The organism is Actinopolymorpha alba DSM 45243, from assembly GCF_000373925.1.
GTDB classification, from domain to species: Bacteria; Actinomycetota; Actinomycetes; order Propionibacteriales; family Actinopolymorphaceae; genus Actinopolymorpha; species Actinopolymorpha alba.
In genome coordinates, this window is the sequence record NZ_KB892805.1 from 12374 (window position 1) to 30119 (window position 17746).

Genomic DNA, 17746 nt, shown 5'->3' on the forward strand with positions numbered 1-17746 from the left:
CTCACGTGACGTCAGAGTCAAGGCCGTCGCTGAAGCAGCGTGGGAGACGTTTCGCGAGTAGCCCTACCGGGTCGCCGGAATCGTCCGCGGGTCGGTGTCGAGGATCGCGAAGCTGAGCGAGTCCCGCCACGTGCCGCTCACGAGCATGTGGTCCCTGATGTGTCCCTCGTACGTCATGCCGACCTTCTCGAGCACCCGCCGGGATCCCAGATTGTCCGGGTGTGCGGTCGCCTCGATCCGATGCAGGCCGAGGTGGATGAAGCCGAAGTCGATCAACAAGGCCGCGACCTCCGTGCCGACACCCTTGCCCCACCACTCGGGATGCAGGACATAGCCGACATCGCCGCGTTGGTGACGTACGTTCTCAACCGAGATCCGGCCAGCCCCGATCAGCCGCCCACCGTCGCCGACCGAATCCACGTCCGCGGTGACGACGGCCAGGTTGTACATCGATCGTTCGTCGTCTCGCGCCGATGCCAGCAATCCTGCAAGGTAATCTCGGGTCACGCCCAGATCCGCGTGCGTCTCCCACGGAACGTACGTCGACACGATCGGGTTCGAAGCGTAGGAGAAGATCGCCGGAGCGTCGTCCGTCTGAAACTCACGGAGTACGACGCGTGGGCCGACCAAGGTCACGGGGAACATGCGGCCGACATTACCCAAGCAGTGGTTCAGCTGAGATTGATGAAGTCGCTGATCCCTCACCGCGGCGGCCCGTCTCGCTCGCCGGACGGCTTGCGGTGTATCTCAGCATCCGGGCTGACTGGGTGTACGCGATGTGAGACAGCGGGGTCCTTGCGCGGCAAGTCGTCACCATGCAAGGCAAATTGAGCGTGCTTCGTGGGGACATGCCGCGTGAGGTCGCGCCCGTCTCACATGGCGTACACCCAGCTGTTTCGGATGCTGAGAAATGCAGGGGAAGCCTCGAGTTGTCAGAGGAATCTCGGTCTCTTAGCCGAGATACCTATGACAACCCAGCAAGCCCGGCCGGCCATGTCTCATATCGCGGGCAGACGGCCTCCGCTGCAGCTCCGCCCCGCCATGGCACAACACAGTCGACGCCTGGCTGACAGGTCGGACGCGGCCAGATTCCGCGCTCCATTTCGGCGAAATCAGCGTCCAGGTCGAACTTCCCGATGCGATGGCATCTCAGGACTCCACAACGTCAGCGACCACGCAGGACACATTGTCAGGTGCACCGGCCTGGAAAGCCAGGTCGATGAGGCGGCGCACCACCTGGTCGGGTTCGGAAAGCAGGATCATGGCGTCGCGAATCGCGGCTTCGCTTACCACCGCCGAAAGACCGTCCGAACACAGGAGATGGCGATCACCTACCTGCGAGTCCCACAATGACAGGTCCGGCTGGGGTTCGCTTCTGCCGTCAAGGGCACGGAGCAACAACGCCCTCTGCGGATGCGATTCCGCCTCCTCCGCAGTGATCCGGCCGGCGTCGACAAGTGACCGGACGTACGTGTGGTCGTGGGTGATCTGGAACACCTCCTGATCACGAAGCAGGTACGCCCGCGAATCACCGACGTGCACCAGGCCCAGGCTGGAATCCGACCAGAGCAACGCGGTCAACGTCGTACCAACCTCCCCGAGCGCTGGGTCGGACGCGGCAACATCACGCAAGGTGTCGTTGGCACGGCGAACGGCATGCTCGAGCGCGTTGAGGAGATCCCCCGATGGTACGCCGGAATCGAGCGGCTTTAGCGACTCGACGACGGCCGCACTGGCGCGTTCGCCAGCAGGACCGGCACCCACACCATCGGCCACCGCGAGCAGGCGCGGACCCGCGTACGCGGAGTCCGCGTTGCGGTCGCGCAACTGTCCCTTGTCAGTAGCCACCGCATAACGGATTCTCAGCCGGCTGGTTTCAGACATGTCGGTTTCCCTCCGCGACAGTTGGTCGACGAGGAAGGTGGCGAGCCGCCGGCGATTCGCGAGGTCGGTCTCGACCTCAGCCCAGTAGGCCGCGATCTCGTCAGCAGCGACGCACTGCGAGCGTTCCCACAGGTCACACACCACCTGGATACGCGCGAGCGGCATTCCGAACCGCCGCAGCCACGCCACCAGTCTGGCGCGTTCCAACTGGGCGGGATCGTAGAACCGGTAGCCCGAATCGGGATCCACCCGGACGGGAGCCAGCAGCCCGAGCGATGCGTACAGGCGCAACGCCTTCGGTGACAGCCCCGCTGCCCGCGCGAACGCCCCGATCGTCAGCAGCTCCATGCTCACCCTCCTCGGACCGAGCGGGTCAGCCCGGTCACGCTCGATGCTGAGCGTTCACCCAAGGGCAGGGTCAACCACGCGCTGAGGTAGAACCAGACACGCCGGGCGGAAGCTCCACGACGCAGCGCTTCGGCTTCTTTGGATCGAAGAGCACGGTCACGTTCGCCTGACTGTCAAGGGCCGGCGACGGGTCGTTCCACAGATAGTCGCTCACCGCGACGTACGACTCTCCCCGCAACGGCACCTGAAACCTCGCCCGCACGATGAAGGGCCGCCGGCCGTTGATGCGAACAGAGCGGTCCCGCCCCACATAGGTGACCTCGCCCTGAGCACGCTCACCGTGGCGCAACAACCAGTCTCGAAAGCGCAGCGACCGAACACCCACGACCAGCAGCACCGCGCCAACGGGAGTGAGGACGACCCCGAGTCCGCCAAACACGATCGGGAGCACGTACAACGCGCCGAACGTCGCGATCCGGGCGTCCCGCGGGTCGGAGGGATCGTAGGCTACCGGGAGCGTTTCGCCGACCTCGTAGGCACCTTGCTCACGCCCGACGGAGGTCTGGAAGCTCAGCGACTCACCTTTCGCCGTCTCGAACTCCACGGTGGGATACCACGATGTGGTGTGGCGTCTCGTCCCGTCGGAATCTCGCCTCACCGTCGTCTCCGGCTGGACGGACACGATGCGACCGTCGGCATGCTCGGCGCTTGCCGTGAAGCGCAACGTCGATGCGAGCAGCGCGAGCCCGACGACCAGCATGACGGCACCCACGACCGCGACGATGGCGCCGGCGATGAGCGGGAGGAGACCCCTGCGCATTAGCTCATTCCTCACAAGACCCAGCGTGACCGGACCGATCGATCGTAGCGGGGTGGCCGATTTCGGTTTCCTACCTCCGCGCGCCCTTCCATCCACCGAGCCGGGTGGAAAGATGCCAGCGAGGCCCTGTGCCCGCGGGGCCGCTCACGAGCAAAGGGAGTAGCCAGCCCATGACATCCCTGAAGGTTCTGTTCATCGGCGGCACCGGGATCATCAGCTCCGCCTGCGCCGACCGTGCGGTTTCGGCTGGTATCGATCTCACGATCCTCAACCGTGGGACGACCTCGATCCGTACGGTGCCTGCCGACGCCGAACTCGTCCGGGCCGACATCCGGGATGCCGATTCGGTCAGGTCCGCGCTCGGTGACCGCGAGTTCGATGTCGTGGTCAACTTCGTTGCCTACACAGCCGACCAGGTGCAAGCTGACGTTGACATGTTCACCGGGCGGACGGGGCAGTACGTCTTCATCAGTTCGGCCTCGGCGTACCAAACTCCGCCGGCTCGGCTGCCCATCGTGGAGTCGACGCCGCTACGCAATCCTCACTGGGAATACTCCCGCAACAAGATCGCCTGCGAAGACCTGCTGGTCGCCGCGTACCGATCGGCGGGATTCCCCGCGACCATCGTCCGCCCCTCACACACCTATGACCGTACAGCGATCCCGCTCCTGGGCGGCTGGACCGACATCGACCGGATGCGCCGTGGCCGGCCGGTCGTCGTACACGGTGACGGCACTTCCTTGTGGGCGTTGACGCATCACGCCGACTTCGCGAAGGCGTTCGTGGGGTTGCTCGGTCAGCCGAAGGCAGTCGGTGACAGCTTCCACATCACCTCTGACGAGGTGTTGACCTGGAACGAGATCTACACGGCGCTGGCGACCGCGGCCGGCGCCAAGCCGCAGCTGACACACGTGTCGTCGGACAGCATTGTCGCCGCCGAGGCAAACTTCGAGGGCGCCCTGCTGGGTGACAAGGCCCACTCGGTCATCTTCGACAACAGCAAGGTCAAGGCGCTCGTACCCGACTACGTGGCAACGATTCCATTCGCGGCCGGCGCCCGCGAGATCATCGAGTGGTACGACGCGCATCCCGAACGCCAGACCGTCAACGACTCCCTGAACGCCACTTTCGACAAACTCATCGCCGCGGCCACCCAGTAAGGAAAAGCCGACGCGCTCGGCGACCGCCCGCCGTACCCACTCGTGCCCTACCCACCGCGCGGCGCGGCGTCGAGCGTCCAGGTGTGCGCGGCGAGGCGGCTGCCGCGCCGTCCTCGAGTGCCGTCATCGGGTGCCGTCATCGGGTGCCGTCATGCTCATCCCTCCCCTTCCGTTGCGCCGTCGGGTCCGGAGTCGATCTGCCCGTGCCGTGACGGGCCGGCCGGCGTCGCTCCAGGGGACCGCTGGCCCTGCCCTCGCGGCCGGCGTACAAGCAACGATGATCGTATGGGCCAAGGGAACCACCTCCTGACCACGGCCCAGGAGAGGTCGGTGGTGAGAGCGGGCGGGCTCGCCCCGTCGGTCGGGACGCCCCACCCGTGCCAGTTCGTCGTCCAGCCCGGTGGTTTCGAGATCTGGATCGGTTCACCGTGCGGCCCGCCGGAAGATCCGCGACAACGCCTGATGTTGATCTCGGCCGGTGCCGCGGCCCACAACATCTGCGTCGCGGTTCGCGCTCTCGGCAGGGATGCCGAGGCGTGCCTCCTGCCCCGGTCTGAGGAGCCGTGCCTGGTCACCGCGGTCGGTATCGGCGCCCCGTGGCCACCGTCACCGGACAACGAGTTGGAGTACGCCGCGCTCACCGGCCAGTCCCGGCCGAGCGCTGCCGAGAGCCCACTCGCTCACAACCCGCTCCCGGAGACACTCGAACGGGCGGCCGCGGCCGAGGGAGGCTTCCTGCGGATCCTGGCCGCACCGGAGGCCCAGCCGCTCGAGCAGCTCATCCTCCAGGCGCTGCGCGACGGCGACGACTCGGGCGGGGAGGTCGGCCGGACCATGATCTGGGATCCGGACGGGCCGGTGTTGTACGCCGTCCGGGATGCGGTGGCGGTCGATCATCGACCAGCGCTCGCGGTCCTCTCCTCCTGGGGTGACAACCGGAAGGCCTGGATCCGGACCGGCATGGCACTCCAGCACGTACTCCTGACCGCGACCGCCTGCGGCCTGGCCGCGTGGTTTCTGAGCCCGTCGATCGAACTCACCGCCCAGCAGTGGTTGTGGTACGCGACGGCCGGCGGTGTCGGCTGGCCACAGCTCGTGCTTCGCCTCGGCAGTACACCAAGCTGAGCCGGACGCCCGCGCCGCGCGCCCGTGCTTTACCAGACGTCGTACCACCGCTTCGCCACCGGTTCGGTGATGTGCCGGATCGTTTTCTGCTCCTCTTCGGAGAGGCGGGTACGCCAGGCGTCCGCGAGCGCGGCACTGTGCCGGCGGAGTTCGTGGAGTACGGGCCGCTCGGGGACGACCACGTTGTGCGCGCCGGTGTATTCACTCAGGATCTGGTCGAGATCAGGGGGTACGCCAAGGCCGCACGACCCGTAGGCGCCGACCATGACACCGTGCGGGTCGGACGCGAAGTCCTCCATCCGTACGACCGTTGCGCGTACTCCCGCGCGGAGTTGGACGTCGAGCATCCTGACCAGGCAGGCCCAGGTCGCCGCGGCCGCCGGCACCAGGTCCGCGCGTTCCCATTCGCATTGGCGCAGGATGTTGGCCACGACCGGGTCGCCGAAGGCGTCCTGCTCCCGGAACGCCGCGAGCGCCGGGCGCGGATGCATGGACCGGCGCAGCAGGCTCGCCGTCCACGCGCCGGGGTGCCGGAGCGTGACGATGGGCGGCCGATCGCTGAGTGCCTGGTTGATCCACCCGAGGGCAAGGACGAGAAAGGGATCCTTGACAACCGCTACCTGGCGAAAGGGCCGCCGGGCGCGGACGTTGCGCCGGTGCGTGCGCGTCCGTGGATGTGCCGGGTCCAGCGGTTGACCGTGCCCTTTCCACTGCCCGTTGCCTGTACGGAGGAAGGCGCGAAGGACCCGTGCCGCGGGCGCGTCGACGTCGGCTGCTGTCAGGTACGGATAACGCACGGGTACGCCGGCCAGGCCCCAGTCCAGGTTGAAGGGCTCATGGACCAGGAAGGTCCGGGCCGCCTGTGCCAGCAGATGCCCCATGATCGTCGTGCCCGATCGGTGCGGGCCGGTGACGACCACGACGTCGCGAAGCGGTCGATCCGCTCGCGGGGAGTCGAGTAGCCGGCAGACGGGCACGGTGACAAACGTGCGGGCGGCGACCTTCCGGGCGGTGGACCGGAACGTACGCCGGATCCACGGCGCCGGGGACCGCATGGCTCACCTTCACTCACAAGACTTGACCTTGGGGAATTGCCTACCCCGAAGCCCTCTGCGCGTAACCCGTATCTCCGCGTTGGGGCCGCCCGGTGGACGGGCGGGGTCCTTTTGAGCGATGCTGATCGACTTCGCCGAGGTGTGGCCGCCGTGATCGTGAAGGATTCTCGTCGCTATCTGACCAAAGCCGCGTCTCGCGCATGGCGAAACTCCTTCCTGGCTTGAAGAATCAAGCCAGGATTCGTGTCAGACAATCGCCCGGAGGGGCGGGAGGCCCGAAGCTCAAGGACCATTGGGTTCGCGCGCCCTCCCTTAGTCCCTAGGCCGTGCGTGCGTCGGACCCGCATCGTGGCTGTGGCAGCCATGCACGGACCACCCGACGGTCCGCCCCGTGGCCGCCGTGGATGTCGGCAGCCTGGCGAGGAGGCCCGGACGTGACAGTCGTCGCCCCCGAACGCCCCCAGCAGGTCAAAGCCATCCGAAGGTTCGGGCGCTGGCTGGTCCGCCGGATCGGCCAGCGACCGCAGCGACGAACGACCTCCCATCCCCTGGCGATTCTGCCGTCGGCGACCCTGCTGCTGGGCGTCGGAGTCGCCATTTCTGTCGCGCCCGGAGGCTCGACCCTGGGGCGGATCCTGCGGTTGTTCGTCGTACTCCTGGCGACGATCTGTGTCGCGAGGTACCTCCGTGGCGGCCCGCTCGACAGACGTGCCGCGATCGCCTGCGGGATCGGCATCCTGGGCACCGTCGTCGGCTTCGGCATCGGCGTCGCCCACGCGATGACGAACGGCCTCACAGTGCGCTCGGGTGCCGCGCTCGTCGTCCTGCTCGTCAGCGTGTCGATGATCGTCGGCGGCGGGCGGACCGTCTGGCGGGCGCTCGGCACCCCCAGGCGCTGGCTGGTGGCCGTGGTGACACCCGTTGCCCTGATACTCATCTGGTCGCCGCTCGTCGACGCGGTGACCGCGACCAATCCGCCCACCACCAAGGTCGGCAACATCACCCCGGGCGATCGCGGCCACCCCTACGACGACGTCACACTCGTCACGGCAGACGGCGTACACCTGCGCGGGTGGTACGTGCCGTCCCACAACGGCGTCGCACTCGCCATGGTGCCCAGTGCCGGGTCCACCCGGTCCGGCCTACTCGGCGAGGCAATGGTGCTGGCCGACTACGGCTACGGCGTCCTCCTCTTTGACACTCGCGGGAACGGCGCCAGCGACGGCGATGCGATGGACCTTGGCTGGTCAGGTGAACTGGATGTCAGAGCCGCGGTCTCCTACCTCGCCGCGCAGGACGACGTGGACCGCTCGAAGATCGGCGTCATCGGAGTCGGCCGGGGTGGCGAGGCGGCGATCACGGCCGCGGCGTCGGATCCCCGGATCAGTGCGGTGGTGGCCGAGGGCCTCGGGCGGCGAGCGCCGGGCGACGCGCTGATGCTGCGTGCCACCCCCGCGAACTGGCTGCAGGGCCTACGGGAGTCGGTGGAGTACGTCGGGGTCGGCGTACTCCGGCACTCCCTCCCGCCCCCGGTCCTGCGCGGCTCAGTCGCCGCGATGGCGCCCAGGCGGCTCATGATCATCGCTGAGCGTGGTGAGATCCTCGCCGGCCGGCTGTACCTCGAGGCGGCGCCGGGAAGCGTGACACTGTGGCAGCTCCCCAACACCCCGCCCATGCAGGCGTTCGACGCGATGGCACCCGCCTGGGAGGAGCACGTCACCACCTACCTCGAACGAACCCTCCTCCCGAGGCCCGTTCCCGGCGAGCGTCAATGACACCTTGACAGTGCGCTTTTGAATTGACCGGCGGACTGGACGGATTGTCAGACGAAGGCTGGCAGCGCGCCGGATCAGGACTCCGAACGCATGAGCCGCCGGCGGATGTCGCTCGCCTCATCGAGGGTGAGGCAGGCCTCCACCAGGTAGCCCCGGTCATCCTGAATCCGGGCGAGCCCTTCGAGGCACTCCGCCAGGAGGAACGCGGTGGTCGTCGGATCGTCCCCCGCCGCCGGCACGGTGACGGAGCGCAGGAGCGCTACCGCCTCGTCGAGCGCGGCGCCCGCCTCCACGGCCCGACCATGGGTGGCGAGCTGGGCGGCGACGAACCCCAGTGCCTCCGCGAGTTCGGTCACCGCCGCGGCTCTGGCGTACGTCTCCTCCTTGCTCCGCAGGTGTTCGCGAAACAGGCGCACGGCGTCATGCCCGTCCGCGAGCGCCTCCGTGCTCTCCCCCAGTGCCGCATGCCAGCGGGCGGCCGCGAGCAGGAGCGCCGCGTGCGCGGCGGTGTACTGCCCCGGATAGAACCTCGCCATCAGGTGGAAGTACGCCAGGGGCCTGGAGACACCCGCCAGCGCCTCCTCATAACGTCCAAGCGCGCCGAGCTGTCGGGCGCGTTCGGCCTGGGCCGCGAGGTAGGGCACCGTGTAACTCCAGCGACCGGACCAGTACAACCGCCGGTAGGTGGCTGCGGCCTCGGTGAAGAACCCGAGCGCCTCCTCATGCCGGTCAAGCTCGGCGTGGTAGCCGCCGAGTTGGACGAGTGCGGCCGCAAGGCCCGGCCGGGCATTCCCGCCGACCTGCCGCGCCTGGCGGAGCAACGCGACCGCGTGTTCGAGAGTCGCCAGCGCTTCGTCGGTGCGCCCGTGGTGCCAGAATGCCCGGGATCGCGCATGGTGAGCCTTCGCGAGCGCGGTGTCGCGGGCGGACTGGCTGGTGTACGTGACACCCGGTCGGTGGAGCGTGTCGTATGCCGGCTCGCAGCTGTCGATCGCCTGGCGTGCCACCTCGAGCGCCTCGGCGTACCTCCCGGCCGCGCTCAGTCGCTCGGCCAATGCCGCGAGGGCCAGGGTGAGGGAGATTCGTGGTTGTTGTCGTACGCCGCCGGCTGTCGGAGCGGCCTCCGGCGTGCTGAGTCCCCGGCAGGTCGCGACCGCCTCCTCCGCCGCCGCGACCGCCTCATCATCGCGGAGGTGGAAGGCGAGTTGCTCCGCGCGGCGCAGCAATACCGCTGCCAGCCGGGCATGGCCCCATCCAGGCACGGCAGCCGCCAGCAGGCGCGCACAGGCCAAACGCGGGCGGGCAGGGAACACGACGCTCCTCGGCGATCGACGATCCGCGAGGCACGATCATTTCATCCTCCGCCCGACGAAGATCACCGGCCAACCAAGGTCACCGGCCGGCGTCGCCTGCCCGGGCCTCGTCGTAGCGCACCTGCGCCCGGAGCACCTCGGGCATCCGGTGCTCGACGAACTCGATCAGGTCGATCAGCTTCTCCGCGGTCTCCTCGCCGAGCGGTGTCAGGGTGTACTCCACCCGAGGTGGGATCGTCGGCTGCGCGTCCCGGCGAACGAACCCGTCCCGCTCCAGCGCCTGCAGGGTCTGGGCCAGCATCTTCTCGCTCACCCCGTCGACCCGCCGGCGGAGCGCGTTGAAGCGGAAGGTGCCCTCCTTCAAGGCGGCCAGAGCGAGGATGCCCCACCGGCCCGTCACGTGTTCGAGGGTCCCGCGCGAGGGGCAGGCTCGGGCGAGGACGTCGAAACAGACCGCATCGAACTCGTCCCGTTCGGCCCTTGTTTTGACGGAAGGCTTGCCCGAATCAGTCACGTCCCGCAGCGTACCCGCCATGCCACCTCCTGCGCCGTACTCTCTTCACAGAAGCACTCTCCCATAGTTTGCACTTTCGAATAGTTAGTATAATCCTATTGCCGGCGGGACCGATCTCGGCTTCCTCGCATACGACCGAAAACCGAAGTGCAGCAGGACAGGAGAAACCAGATGATCGTTGTCACCGGCGCGACTGGTCAGCTCGGCCGACTCGTCGTGAGGGACCTGCTGGAGAAGGTCCCCGCCGAGCGGATCGTCGCCGCGGTCCGAAGTCCGGAGAAGGCGGGCGAGTTCGCCGCTGTGGGCGTGGACGTACGCCGGGCAGACTACGACGATCCCGCGAGCCTGGAGAGCGCCTTCGCCGGAGCCGAGAAGATCCTGCTCATCTCGGGCAGTGAGGTGGGCCGGCGGATCGCGCAGCACACCGCCACGGTCGAGGCCGCCGCCAGGTCCGGCGCCCGGCTGCTCGCGTACACCAGCGTGCTGCACGCCGACACCACACCGCTGGTCCTGGCGCCGGAGCACAAGGCGACCGAGGACGTCATCCGCGGCGCCGGCATTCCGTACACCTTCCTGCGCAACGGCTGGTATACCGAGGTCTACGCGGACACCATCACGCAGGCGGCGCGCACCGGATCGTTCATCGGTAGCGCGAACGCCGGACGGGTCGCGAGCGCCACCCGGCAGGACTACGCCGAGGCCGCTGTGGCGGTCCTGACCGGCGAAGGCCATGAAAACAAGGCGTACGAACTCTCCGGCGACCACGCGTGGAGCTTCCCCGAACTCGCCGCCGAGATCGCTACCGCCGCCGGCCGGCCGGTGAATTACCACAACCTCTCGCCCGAGCGACACCGCGCCACACTCCTCGAAGCCGGCCTGCCCGAGCCGGTCGCCGATCTGCTCGTGGGTATCGACGCCGGTGTGTCGGCTGGCCTGCTGGCCGCGACGCCCGGCGAACTGCGTACCCTCATCGGCCGTCCGACCACGCCCCTCGCCGAGACCGTCCGGGAGCTGCTGGGCGGCCCGGACCGCTGACCTGAATGACCACGTATACGTGGTCATTGCCTGCTTCACGTGGTGCCGACACCATGTGAGGCGGGTAATGACCACGTATACGTGATCATTCTGCGCCCAATCCGCTCGCGGGCTTTGTCGACGTCCCGCTACTCTCCGGCGAGTGACCCGACTCGGGCGGCATCGTGCCGCCGGCCCGGTATGGCGTCCAACAACTCCCTGGTGTAGTCCTCGCGCGGGTGGTCGAAGACCTGCGCGACCGGGCCACTCTCGATGATCCGGCCGTTCCGCAGCACCACCACGTGATCGCAGATCTGGCGTACGACGGCGAGGTCATGGGAGATGAGGAGATAGCTCAGACCGAGGTCGTCCTGAAGACTCGCCAGCAACGTGAGGATCTGGGCCTGGACCGACACGTCGAGCGCCGAGACTGGTTCGTCACAGATCACCAACTCTGGTTGGAGTGCGAGGGCCCGAGCGATGGCGACCCGCTGCCGCTGACCGCCAGAGAGTTCGGCCGGACGACGGTGACGGACGGCCGACGGTAGTGCCACCTGGTCCAGGAGTTCGCGGACCCGGGACCGCCGGCTGGCTCGGGTGCCGACACGGAACGCCCGCAGCGGCTCCTCGATGACCTGCTCAACGCTGAAACGCGGATCGAGTGAGGCGTACGGATCCTGGAAGATCGGCTGAATCCGCCGCCGAATTTCACGCAGCGCCCGCGGGCGCAGGACAGTGAGCTCCTGACCGGCGAACTCGATGCGCCCGGCGTGTGGGCGGTCCAGGCCGAGTACGACGCGCGCCGTCGTGGACTTTCCGGACCCGGATTCGCCAACCAGGCCAAGCGAACTCGCCCGCCCCACGATGAAGCTCACGTCGTCGACGGCGCGAAGGATCTCTCGACCGCCCTCCAGCGTCGGCACAGTGAAGAACCGCCGCAACCCGGTGACGCGCAGCAGCGGAGCCCTCTCCGCGTCTGCGACGTCCACCGGCGCATCGGACGGCGCGCTGGAACCAGCGACAGTCTGGCCGGCAGACCGCGGCCCGAGGCGACGCTTCGCGGACCTGAGGCTGGGCGCCGCGGCGAACAACGCTTTGGTGTAAGGGTGTTCGGGAGATCGCAGAACCTGCCGTGTCGGGCCGGCTTCGACAACGTGCCCCTTGGACATCACGACCAGGTGCGACGCCCGGTCGGCAGCGACTCCAAGGTCGTGCGTGATCAACAGGACTGCCGTACCCGTGTCAGCCGCGAGCTTCTCCAGGTGGTCGAGGATCCGTCGCTGCACGGTGACGTCGAGGGCGCTGGTCGGCTCGTCAGCGATGATGAGCTGGGGCCGACCGGCGAGTGCGATGGCGATGAGAACGCGTTGACGCATTCCGCCGGACAGCTCGTGGGGATACTGCCGGGCGTGGCGTTCCGGGTCGGGCAGGCCAGCGTCGGCGAGCATCCGTACGGCCTGCTGCTCGGCGTCCGCACCGGTCGCGAGCTCGTGAATGTGGAGTACCTCGGCGACCTGGCGGCCCACGCGTACGACGGGATTGAGCGAGACCATCGGGTCCTGCGGAATGAGTCCCATCGAGCGACCACGAAGGGCGCGCCATTCCTTGCTGGATTGGCCAACCAGCTCCTTGCCCCCGAACCTCACCGATCCGGCGCCGATCCGCGCATGCGGCGGCAGTAACCCGATGACGGCGTGGCCGGTGGTGGTTTTGCCGGAGCCGGATTCGCCCACCAATGCGACGGTCTGCCCACGGAACACCGTGAGCCCGGCGTCGCGTACGGCGTCGACTGTCCCCCGCGACGTGTCGAACGACACCTTCAGGTCTGCCACCTCAAGAAGCGGTGTGGCGTCGGCCGCTCTGATCATGCCTCGACTCCCGTACGTTCGAGAGCGCGTCCGATGCGGTTGGCGGCGAGCACCGTGAGTGCTACGACCAGACCAGGGAACGTCGTGAGCCACCACGCCGTACCCATGTAGTCCCGCCCTTGTGACACGAGGGATCCCCACTCTGGAGCCGGTGGTGTGGAGCCATAACCAAGGAAACTGAGGGCAGACACAGACAGCACCGCACCTCCGAGTTCGAGTGCCGCCAGGACGAGCACCGGGCCAGTGGCGTTGGGAACGACGTGGCGAACAAGGATCGCGAGGGTCCGCGTGCCACTCGCCTGGGCCGCGTCGAAGTAGGTGCTGGACTTGATCCGGAGCACCTCGGCGCGGATGATCCGCGCGAATCCCGGTATGCCCGCAACACCCACCGCGAGGGCGACGTTGGTGACGCCGAAGCCCAGGATCGAGACCACGGCCATCGACAGCAGGAGTCCGGGAATCGCGATCAGCACGTCGACGACACGCATGGCGAGGTCATCGACCCATCGGCCGAGATAGCCGGCCGCCATTCCGAGAATCGCACCAAGCGCGAGCGAAAGACCGACCGCGACAACGCTGGCCTGCATCGACTGGCGGGTACCGAAAACGACGCGGCTGTAGAGATCCCGGCCAAGGTTGTCGGTGCCGAACCAGTACGTCCCGCTCGGGCCCCGCAGACTGTGCGCGGCGTTCGCCGCGATCGGGTCGTACGACGTGAACACCGTGGGTGCCGCGGCCCAGGCGATCACCAGGAGTACCCACAACAACGAAAGAACCAACCCCGGTTGGCGGACAAGCTCGGCGACCCAGCGGCGGACACGTCTGCCAGCCGAGTATTCGACCTCCTGCGCCGGCAGCACCGTCGGATCGACCACGGCGGCATGAGCGTTCTGAGTGGCCGAGGTGCTCTGGGTATCGAACAAGCGTCACCGTCCTCGTTAGGCCATCGCCGTACGGACGACGATCCGCGGGTCCACCTTGGGATACACCAGATCGACGACGAGATTGACAAGGACGTAGAGCCCGCCGGCGAAGAACACCAGCGCCTGGATGACCGGGAAATCATGGGCGTTGATCGCATCCACGGTGATCCGACCCACGCCTTGCCGGGCGAAGATGGTCTCAGTGATGGTGGCACCCGCCAGCACGCCGCCCACCATCATGCCGATCATCGTCATGGTGGGGATCGACGCGTTCCGGATCGCGTGCCGCAGGAGGATCCGCAGTCTGCCAGCGCCCTTGGCCCGTGCCGTCAGGATGTACGGCTCGCCGAGTGCGGTCCGGATGCTCTTTCCGAGCACCTGCGCGAGGACGCCGGCAGTCGGGATGGCGAGGCTCACGGCTGGCAGCACGAGGCTTGTCAAGCCATCGTTGCCAACCGCGGGAAACCAACCCAGGCGGAAGGAAAGCAGCTGGATCAACAAGATCGCGATCCAGAACGATGGCACGGACACACCGACGACCGTGGTGGACAGGAAGAGTGACCGCGCGGGCGCCCACGGCAGCAGGGTCGCCGCGATCGCGGCTCCGACGCCTGTCGCCACCGCGATGAGCAACGACAGCAAGGCCAGACTGACGGTCGCCGGCAGGGCCCGCGCGATCATCGTGGTCACCGGCTCACCGGTGGAGTACGACTGACCGAAATCGAGGTGAACGGCATTCCAGAGGTAGGAGAGATACTGCAGCGGGAGCGGCCGGTCGAGTCCCAGGCTCGCCCGCAGTGCTTCCACCTGGGCGGCGCTGACGTTGCTCACGTCAGCGCCTTCACCCTGGCCCAGCATGATTGACACCGGATCACCAGGCACCAGGTGGAGCACCGCGAACGACAGGGTGACCGCGGCCCACAACACGAACGCCCCGTGGACCAACCTGCGTACGACGTAGCCCCTCATCCGCGGTCAGCTTCGCTTCCACGCGTCGTTGAAGATCGGCTTCCCGTCGGTGTCGACCTTGAATCCACCAACCCTCTTCGAGATTCCGAAGATCGCCAGCAGGTCGTATACCGGGATCGCGTAACCCTGGTCAAGAATCCGTGCCTGCGCCTTGGCCGCGATCTCGTTGCGATGCTGGGTATCGATGGTCGTCTGCAGCCCGGTCAGCAACTGGTCGAGGGCCTTGTCAGGGTGGCCATACAGCATGCTCATGTTGGAGAAGAACGACGAGTAGACCGTCCTCAGCACGTCCACGTCGCCGCGGGTCTGGCTCCACGTGGAGATGTCGTACGGCAGCTTGTCACGGGTGAGATCCGGCAGTTGCTTCTGTGGCTTGAGGACGAAATCGACGCCGATCTTCTTCCACTGTTGCTGGACCAACTGGTGCATCTGCTCGGCTGGCGTACCCGTGCCAACGTACTGAATCTCAAGGGACAGGCGCTCGCCCTTGGCGTTGACGCGGATGCCATCCTTGCCGACCTTCGTCCAGCCGGCTTCCTCGAGCAACCTCACCGCCTGGTCGGGGTCATAGCTGAGATTGTCCCCGAGATTGGCGTAGCCGGGGTTCGCCTTGGTGAGCACCCCGGTCGCGACAGGATAGACGCCGGCATAGATCGCGTTCACGATCTCCTGGCGATTGAGGCCAAGGCTCAGCGCCCGGCGCACCCGCGCGTCCCGAAGCCGCGGGCTGTAGACGTGGGGGATATAAGGGATCGAGATGGCCGGCAGTGGTGCGGACAGCAGGGAGAAGCCGGGGTTCTTCTCGAGTGTGGCGACGTCAGCCGTGGGGACGGTCTCGATCGCGTCGACCTGACCGCTGGACAGGCTCCCAGTGCGAACGCCGTTCTCCGGGATGATCCGAAGATCGACTCTATCCAGATAGGCCGCGCCCTTGTTCTTGGCGAGCGGTGACGCCCAGGCATAGTCGTCGCGCCGTTTGAGAACCACGCCCTGCTGTGGCGTGTAGCGTTCCAGGGTGAACGGGCCGGTTCCGGAAATGTCTCCGAGGCAGACCGCCTTGGGATCCTTCGTCACGGTCTTGGGTGAGAGAATTCCGAGCGACTGCGTGGCGGATGCCTGGAGGAACTGCGCGTTGGGCTTCTCGAAATCGACCTCTGCTGTGTACTTGTCGACGATCGTCGTTCCCTTGTAGCCCGCGATGAAGCCGATCGCCTGCGGTGCTCCGGCGCCCAGCCTGAGGATGCGCTCGAAGTTCGCCTTGACGGCCTCGGCGTCGAACGGCGTGCCGTCGCTGAAGGTGACGTCCTTGCGCAGGTGGAAAGTGAATCGACGCGCGTCCTCGCTGACCTCCCAGGAGGTCGCGAGCCACGGAAGGATCTCGCCGGTCTCCGGATCCTGCTCGGTCAGCGAGTCGGTGAGCTGACGGCCAATCATCCGGACCGAGATCTGCGGCTTCTGTTGCGGGTCGACGCATTCGGGATCCGAGGCCAGCGCGTACTTCAATGTCCCGCCGCGGACTGGCTCGGTCGCGCTCGCCGAGCGAGCATCCCCGCTGGTGTTCTGCGAACCGGTCCCGCAGCTGGCAGCCGCGAGCGAGAGAACCGCCGCCGGCACGATCAACACGCGCCAGCGTGGCCGGAACGAACGGATGTGCATAGGAAGGTTTCTCCTTGGTATCAACGCAGGCGGCTCAGATCTCGGTCGGACTCTTCGTCAAGATGACCCTGCCCTCGATGTGCTGAGGATTGAGCAGGAGGTTGTAGATCGGGCAGTGTTCTTCGACCGCCTGGTGCAGCTCCTTGATGCGGGCCGGCGAGGCTGACGAGGTGAGGTGCACGGTGTAGCTGATGTTGTGCGGATAGATCGGGACGTCCTCGAATCCCGGGGAGCCGGCCCGTGGTTCCTGGTCGGCCTCGACCTCAACCCACAGCTCGTCAAGGGGAACCCGCAGGTCGGCCGCCTGGATAAGGAAGACGTGCGTGAGGCAGCTCGACAGGACGCCTAGCTGGAGTTCGGGAGACGACGGCCCGAGGTTGTAGCCTGCGAAGTCCAGCGGCGAGTCGGTGATGACGTAGTGGTCGCGGATCCTGATCCGCCGAACGCCGCTACGGTGCTCCGCCGTAGCCTCGGCCCGGAGCTTGAGCGGGTGCGCGCGGGTGCTGGCCTTGCTCGCGTCGCGGCGGGCGAGCAGCGCCGCGCGTTTCACCTCCAGGTATTCCCGCAGTCCAGGTTGAGGATCCGGTGAGGCGTTGAGCAGCGACTCCTCAGTCTGCCTGAGATCGTCGGAGGACTCGGCGGCCACTGATTGGCCGCCGTTCTTGTGTTCTGGGCGTGAGCGAGCAGACGGGGTGGATGTGGCCACGGCGTACCTCTCGGTGACTCGGGCGTAGCTTGAGACAACGTGCATCGGGACGCGAATGCGCGCAGCAGAAGGCCGCCAGCTCCTCGTGGGCACATCTGCGACTGAAGGGCTGGCCGCTACACGCTGGGATGCTCGGGTGACGGGGTGCGTCACCTACGCGCGATGAAACGCTCAGGAGCTAACGACGGCACCGACACGACGCGGATGTCACACGCTGAAGGTCAACGTGGATCCGCGAGGTGAGCAGGGGTGCCGTCGGCATGAGCCAGATGCTTCCAGTACGGCGCGAAGAACGTCAATCCCTAGTCCATTGGTCGGGATAGTCTGCCGCGACCCGTCGACGGCCCGATGGCGCTAGTGTCCCGCGCCTTTAATTCGTTATCTAATTGTTTGCGTGTTCGGGTGTTCTTGTCGTCGGGCGCGCTGTGATCTGTTGCCATGATTGGCGCATGGGGAAACGTGGACGGCCGAAGGCTGAGCTGGTGTTGACCGATGAGGAGCGGGCGACGTTGCAGGGGTGGGTTCGCCGCCGGAAGACCTCGCAGCAGTTGGCGTTGCGGTCGCGGATCGTGCTGGCGTGCGCGTCGGGTTTGGACAACAGCCAGGTCGCCGACCA

16 protein-coding genes are annotated in these 17746 nt (G+C 67.1%); 4 read left to right on the forward strand and 12 right to left on the reverse strand.

The features are described from left to right. Nucleotides 1-63: 63 nt before the first annotated feature. From B141_RS0133900 to B141_RS0133910, 3 genes are all read right to left on the reverse strand, one after another. Nucleotides 64-645 carry a GNAT family N-acetyltransferase gene (locus B141_RS0133900; protein WP_020579633.1) on the reverse strand — a complete coding sequence of 194 codons (582 nt, stop codon included), beginning with the start codon at nucleotides 643-645 and terminating at the stop codon, nucleotides 64-66. 504 nt (nucleotides 646-1149) lie between these two features. Then, entirely contained in the window at nucleotides 1150-2232 is a 1083-nt protein-coding gene (locus tag B141_RS0133905; RefSeq protein WP_020579634.1) for a MerR family transcriptional regulator, read from the reverse strand. A 70-nt stretch (nucleotides 2233-2302) separates the two neighbouring features. Next, nucleotides 2303-3052 carry a DUF3592 domain-containing protein gene (locus B141_RS0133910; protein ID WP_020579635.1) on the reverse strand — a complete coding sequence of 250 codons (750 nt, stop codon included), beginning with the start codon at nucleotides 3050-3052 and terminating at the stop codon, nucleotides 2303-2305. Nucleotides 3053-3222: 170 nt separating this feature from the next. Here B141_RS0133910 and B141_RS0133915 point away from each other — a divergent pair, with 170 nt between their 5' ends. Beyond that, nucleotides 3223-4212: an SDR family oxidoreductase gene (locus tag B141_RS0133915; protein WP_020579636.1), complete on the forward strand. Its 990-nt coding sequence runs from the start codon at nucleotides 3223-3225 to the stop codon at nucleotides 4210-4212. 330 nt (nucleotides 4213-4542) lie between these two features. Continuing rightward, complete coding sequence (locus B141_RS0133920; RefSeq protein WP_157181488.1) at nucleotides 4543-5337, forward strand: nitroreductase family protein; 795 nt, start codon at nucleotides 4543-4545, stop codon at nucleotides 5335-5337. Between the two features lie 29 nt (nucleotides 5338-5366). Here the strand turns inward: B141_RS0133920 and B141_RS48825 are convergent, their stop codons facing one another. Further along, nucleotides 5367-6392: a sulfotransferase gene (locus B141_RS48825; protein ID WP_020579638.1), complete on the reverse strand. Its 1026-nt coding sequence runs from the start codon at nucleotides 6390-6392 to the stop codon at nucleotides 5367-5369. A 434-nt stretch (nucleotides 6393-6826) separates the two neighbouring features. On the opposite strand from B141_RS48825, the gene B141_RS46535 reads away from it, so the two are divergent. After that, nucleotides 6827-8167 (forward strand): alpha/beta hydrolase, encoded by a 1341-nt coding sequence (locus B141_RS46535; protein ID WP_020579639.1) that lies wholly within the window; start codon nucleotides 6827-6829, stop codon nucleotides 8165-8167. Between the two features lie 74 nt (nucleotides 8168-8241). Here B141_RS46535 and B141_RS0133935 read toward each other — a convergent pair whose 3' ends face one another. Next, nucleotides 8242-9480: an ATP-binding protein gene (locus B141_RS0133935; RefSeq protein ID WP_157181489.1), complete on the reverse strand. Its 1239-nt coding sequence runs from the start codon at nucleotides 9478-9480 to the stop codon at nucleotides 8242-8244. Between the two features lie 79 nt (nucleotides 9481-9559). Further along, nucleotides 9560-9994 carry a winged helix-turn-helix transcriptional regulator gene (locus tag B141_RS0133940; protein ID WP_237742875.1) on the reverse strand — a complete coding sequence of 145 codons (435 nt, stop codon included), beginning with the start codon at nucleotides 9992-9994 and terminating at the stop codon, nucleotides 9560-9562. A gap of 171 nt (nucleotides 9995-10165) precedes the next feature. Here B141_RS0133940 and B141_RS0133945 point away from each other — a divergent pair, with 171 nt between their 5' ends. Next, nucleotides 10166-11029, forward strand: a complete 864-nt coding sequence (locus B141_RS0133945) for an SDR family oxidoreductase (RefSeq protein WP_020579642.1) — start codon at nucleotides 10166-10168, stop codon at nucleotides 11027-11029. Nucleotides 11030-11157: 128 nt separating this feature from the next. On the opposite strand, the gene B141_RS0133950 is transcribed toward B141_RS0133945, so the two are convergent. The 6 genes from B141_RS0133950 to B141_RS53080 form a co-directional block, all read right to left on the reverse strand. Beyond that, entirely contained in the window at nucleotides 11158-12876 is a 1719-nt protein-coding gene (locus tag B141_RS0133950; protein WP_020579643.1) for a dipeptide ABC transporter ATP-binding protein, read from the reverse strand. Next, complete coding sequence (locus tag B141_RS0133955) at nucleotides 12873-13799, reverse strand: ABC transporter permease (RefSeq protein ID WP_020579644.1); 927 nt, start codon at nucleotides 13797-13799, stop codon at nucleotides 12873-12875. Before B141_RS0133955 ends, B141_RS0133950 begins: the two co-directional genes overlap by 4 nt. Nucleotides 13800-13814: 15 nt before the next feature. Then, a complete protein-coding gene (locus tag B141_RS0133960; RefSeq protein ID WP_020579645.1) occupies nucleotides 13815-14768 on the reverse strand; it encodes an ABC transporter permease in 954 nt (317 codons plus the stop codon). Nucleotides 14769-14774: 6 nt separating this feature from the next. Next, the gene (locus B141_RS0133965) at nucleotides 14775-16424 is read right to left on the reverse strand and encodes an ABC transporter substrate-binding protein (protein ID WP_020579646.1); all 1650 of its coding nucleotides are present in this window, start codon (nucleotides 16422-16424) and stop codon (nucleotides 14775-14777) included. Between the two features lie 34 nt (nucleotides 16425-16458). Beyond that, a complete protein-coding gene (locus B141_RS44250) occupies nucleotides 16459-17130 on the reverse strand; it encodes an OsmC family protein (RefSeq protein WP_202806014.1) in 672 nt (223 codons plus the stop codon). Nucleotides 17131-17308: 178 nt separating this feature from the next. Continuing rightward, the gene (locus tag B141_RS53080; protein WP_420313615.1) at nucleotides 17309-17392 is read right to left on the reverse strand and encodes a putative leader peptide; all 84 of its coding nucleotides are present in this window, start codon (nucleotides 17390-17392) and stop codon (nucleotides 17309-17311) included. Between the last annotated feature and the right edge of the window lie 354 nt (nucleotides 17393-17746).

Excerpts from the sequence above, each read along its gene's own strand:
- B141_RS0133900 (WP_020579633.1), bottom strand. The coding sequence starts at position 645 with ATGTTCCCCGTGACCTTGGTCGGCCCACGCGTCGTACTCCGTGAGTTT.
- B141_RS0133905 (WP_020579634.1), bottom strand. The coding sequence starts at position 2,232 with ATGGAGCTGCTGACGATCGGGGCGTTCGCGCGGGCAGCGGGGCTGTCA.
- B141_RS0133910 (WP_020579635.1), bottom strand. The coding sequence starts at position 3,052 with ATGCGCAGGGGTCTCCTCCCGCTCATCGCCGGCGCCATCGTCGCGGTC.
- B141_RS0133915 (WP_020579636.1), top strand. The coding sequence starts at position 3,223 with ATGACATCCCTGAAGGTTCTGTTCATCGGCGGCACCGGGATCATCAGC.
- B141_RS48825 (WP_020579638.1), bottom strand. The coding sequence starts at position 6,392 with ATGCGGTCCCCGGCGCCGTGGATCCGGCGTACGTTCCGGTCCACCGCC.
- B141_RS0133945 (WP_020579642.1), top strand. The coding sequence starts at position 10,166 with ATGATCGTTGTCACCGGCGCGACTGGTCAGCTCGGCCGACTCGTCGTG.
- B141_RS0133950 (WP_020579643.1), bottom strand. The coding sequence starts at position 12,876 with ATGATCAGAGCGGCCGACGCCACACCGCTTCTTGAGGTGGCAGACCTG.
- B141_RS0133960 (WP_020579645.1), bottom strand. The coding sequence starts at position 14,768 with ATGAGGGGCTACGTCGTACGCAGGTTGGTCCACGGGGCGTTCGTGTTG.
- B141_RS0133965 (WP_020579646.1), bottom strand. The coding sequence starts at position 16,424 with ATGCACATCCGTTCGTTCCGGCCACGCTGGCGCGTGTTGATCGTGCCG.
- B141_RS53080 (WP_420313615.1), bottom strand. The coding sequence starts at position 17,392 with ATGCCGACGGCACCCCTGCTCACCTCGCGGATCCACGTTGACCTTCAG.